4 protein-coding genes are annotated in these 3,668 nt (G+C 39.2%); 3 read left to right on the top strand and 1 reads right to left on the bottom strand.

Annotation, left to right across the window (positions count from 1 at the left end):
* From UC75_RS21900 to UC75_RS14805, 3 genes are all read left to right on the top strand, one after another.
* The coding region (locus tag UC75_RS21900) for an aminoacyl--tRNA ligase-related protein (protein ID WP_322842910.1) at positions 1–282 on the top strand (282 nt) is incomplete at its 5' end.
* 67 nt (positions 283–349) lie between these two features.
* A complete protein-coding gene (gene cysG / locus UC75_RS14810; protein WP_049838020.1) occupies positions 350–1,723 on the top strand; it encodes a siroheme synthase CysG in 1,374 nt (457 codons plus the stop codon).
* Between the two features lie 43 nt (positions 1,724–1,766).
* Complete coding sequence (locus UC75_RS14805) at positions 1,767–2,240, top strand: tRNA (cytidine(34)-2'-O)-methyltransferase (protein WP_049838019.1); 474 nt, start codon at positions 1,767–1,769, stop codon at positions 2,238–2,240.
* 60 nt (positions 2,241–2,300) lie between these two features.
* Here UC75_RS14805 and UC75_RS14800 read toward each other — a convergent pair.
* Positions 2,301–3,668 (bottom strand): PT dipeptide repeat lipoprotein (locus UC75_RS14800; RefSeq protein ID WP_228137407.1); only part of this gene is annotated, 1,368 nt, incomplete at its 5' end.

The raw sequence follows: 3,668 nt of genomic DNA, 5'->3' as shown, positions 1-3,668 counted from the left end.
GCGACTAAAACTTACGACTTAGAAGTTTGGGTTCCAAGCCAAAATACTTATCGTGAAATCTCAAGCTGCTCTAATATGGGTGATTTTCAGGCACGCCGCATGAAAGCACGCTACAGAATGGATCAAAAGAAGACTGAATTAGTGCACACACTAAATGGTTCAGGTCTTGCAGTTGGACGTACTTTGCTTGCGGTAATGGAAAATTATCAACGTGAAGACGGTTCTATTGAGATTCCAGAAGTATTACGCCCATATATGGGTGGTTTAACCTTTATTGACTAAGCTTTGCATCTAAATTGTGCATGGTTTTTGCTTAACCCAAATCAGATGATTAATGTAGAGGTTTAAGGTGGATATTTTTCCAATCTCTTTAAAGTTGCAACAGCAACGTTGTCTGATTGTGGGTGGTGGGCATATTGCTTTGCGCAAAGCAAATCTTTTAGCCAAAGCTGGAGCCGTAATTGATATTATTGCTCCAGCAATTGAAGATCAGCTTTTAGAGTTGGTTCAGGCGAGTGGAGGACAGTATTTTGCTGAGACCTTTGCCGAAATTTTTTTAAATACACCTTATAGATTAGTCATTGCTGCGACTAATGATGCGCAAGTGAACAAAGCTGTTTTTGAGCAATGTGAAGCGCGTAATTTACTGGTAAATAGTGTAGATGATATTCCACACTGTCGCTTTATGGTTCCAGCAATTATTGACCGTTCTCCATTGATCATTTCTGTTGCCTCAAATGGCGCATCGCCCGTTTTATCTAGACAACTTCGTACTCAAATAGAAACGATTGTTCCACATGGCATGGGGAAACTTGCTGAGTTTTCTGGTCAATGGCGTAAGCAAGTAAAAGAAAAGATTAGTAACCCAGACGAGCGTCGAATCTTTTGGGAAAACTTATATGCTAGCCCATTAAAAGAACAAGTTTTTAATGACAATTTAGAAGTTGCAAATGATTTGATTCAGCAAGCCTTAACAGAATGGACAGCACCTAAAGGTGAAGTTTATTTGGTGGGGGCTGGACCGGGTGATCCAGAGTTGCTGACATTAAAAGCATTGCGTCTTATGCAGCAAGCAGATGTTGTGATTTATGATCGTTTGGTGTCTGCACCGATCTTAGAGCTTTGCCGCCGCGATGCGACCAAAATTTATGTAGGTAAAGCTCGTTCAAATCACTCTGTTCCCCAAGATGGTATCAATGCTTTACTGGTTGAATATGCTCAAAAAGGAAAGCGTGTTTGTCGTCTAAAAGGTGGTGATCCGTTTATCTTTGGGCGTGGTGGTGAAGAGATTCAAGAGCTGGTTGAGGCAAATGTCACTTTCCAAGTTGTACCGGGGATAACCGCAGCATCAGGTTGTTCAGCTTATGCAGGAATTCCATTAACTCATCGTGACTATGCACAAAGTGTACGTTTCTTGACTGGGCATTTAAAGGAAGGTTCCCCTGAACTCCCTTGGAATGAACTAGTTTATGAAAATCAAACTTTAGTCCTCTATATGGGGTTAGTTGGTTTAGAACGCATTTGTGAGCAACTTATTGCTCATGGTCAACGTGCTGATATGCCTGTAGCTTTAATATCTAAAGGAACCACACCAGAACAGAAAGTTATTGTTGGAACATTAGCTGATATTGCAACTAAAGTTTCTGAACATCATATCGTAGCGCCGACTTTAACTATTATTGGTGAAGTGGTGAATTTACGTGAACAGTTAAAATGGCAATAAATTTATCTGAATTTATTGCTGGTTATTAAAGTCGAGAAAATTTGTGATTCATGTTGTCCTATACGAGCCTGAAATTCCTGCCAATACAGGCAATATCATTCGTTTATGTGCTAATACAGGCGCACAGTTGCACTTGGTTAAACCTCTAGGTTTTGAGTTAGATGATAAAAAGCTCAAGCGAGCAGGCCTTGATTATCATGAATGGGCGCGTATGCAGATTTGGGACAACATTGAACTGTGTCTTGCAGACTTAAAAGCTAAAGGTGTTGAGCATGTTTTTCCACTCACCACTAAAGGCTCAGCGACTCCACATACAGTCGATTTGAATCGGCCTGTGGCTTTACTGATGGGGCCAGAAACACGTGGTTTGCCTGAGCATGTTCGCTTAATGTTTCCACAACAACAGTGGATCCGTTTGCCAATGGCTGAAAACTCAAGAAGTTTAAATTTATCTAATGCAACCGCAGTGATTGTTTATGAGGCATGGCGTCAGCAGGGCTTTAAAAACTTAGGATAAGTTATCTAATTTTAAGTAAGAATAAGGCCACAGTTGTGGCCTTATTTGTTTTTAGATGTCTTATTTAGGGAAAATTACACCACTTGCCAAATCATAATTTGTTGGTGAGTTGGTATAGACCGATCCAAGTCGAACTGCAAAGAACCAACCTAATTTACCTTGGTCTTGAATTCGATTTTCAACGAGATATGGCTCATCTGTTTCGGATGCAGCATCTTCAATAAATACTTTATATTCAATAGGTCCTGTATTTTCACTATCACGCTCAAATAGATAACCATCAATATTAAAGAAGCCTAGATTATTGTTCGCATCCACCAATCTATAACCTTCAGCTGCCTGCTCTTTAAGAAGTTTTTCAAGTTTTATTGCATCTTCCTTGTTAAACGGAATATGTTGTGGAACTTCAAAATAACGATATGCATAGGTTCCGTTATGTGTACTGCTATTTACACAAGTCGGCACATAGAAGGTTCCATTCGTTGTGCCGTTATTGGTGAATGAGGTGTTTGCGTAAATTAGTTTACAACCTTGTGCACCAAGTTCATTGAAGGCATTCAAAATACTCGTGCGAGAGGTATTGGTTAAGAAGCGATTAGAGTAAGTATAAGTTGCTGGTTTCTTATCATTTTTAACAAATAAATATTTATCTGTATTCGAAGTTACTTCTCCAAATGAGAGTTTATATATATAGCCTAAGCTACCTTGTTTATTTAACTCATTTACCCATAGTAAATAACGGTTTGCCACTGAATTGGTTTTAACATCAACTGTTTTATAGGTGTATGTATCAGTGGTTTTATTGTTTTTGACATATAAATTTTTATATAGGGCAAAGCTACTATCAGGATTATCCAAACTGACTGATGGTGTGAGAAGGGCGTAGCCTTGGCGTCCTTGATCGTTAAGTTGAGTTAATAGATCTGCCCAAGATTCTTTATTGTCCGCTAGTCTATAACTTGCTGTTGCAAATACTTGTGTCGGCTTTTGCATGCTTGCTGATGGTGTTGTTTTTGTGAAGCAAGTAGTTGTTAAATCAAAGTTTGCTTGCTGCAAATAATTATGTATCGCATTTGGTTCATCCGTAGGGACTAAGCAGAATTGGTTTGCATTTTTAAACCCTAGAATAGCTGGCTGTTTCTGAGTTAGCTTTCCTGCTACTACAAGCTGCCAATCTACTTTGTTATAGCTTGAGGTTTGTATTGTCTGAGGTGCTCCAATATTTGAAACCAGACTAAAATCTTCAGCTTGGCGGTAACTTGCAACAATGTTACCTGTACAGTTCGATTCGTTCTCATAACGTATTGTTTCACTAGCAAATCGAACGCTGTTATCAGAAACCTTAATGACGTTCATTTTTAGAGCAGAACCGTTAATACAAACTCCTTTGCCCGCTAACCAACTTCCAACAAAGCGATCCGCTACACT

It is taken from the genome of Acinetobacter sp. V2, assembly GCF_001188385.1.
In the GTDB taxonomy this organism is placed as follows: domain Bacteria; phylum Pseudomonadota; class Gammaproteobacteria; order Pseudomonadales; family Moraxellaceae; genus Acinetobacter; species Acinetobacter oleivorans.
The sequence above is the reverse complement of the archived record's forward strand: the minus strand, read 5'-3'. Positions and strand labels throughout refer to the sequence as shown.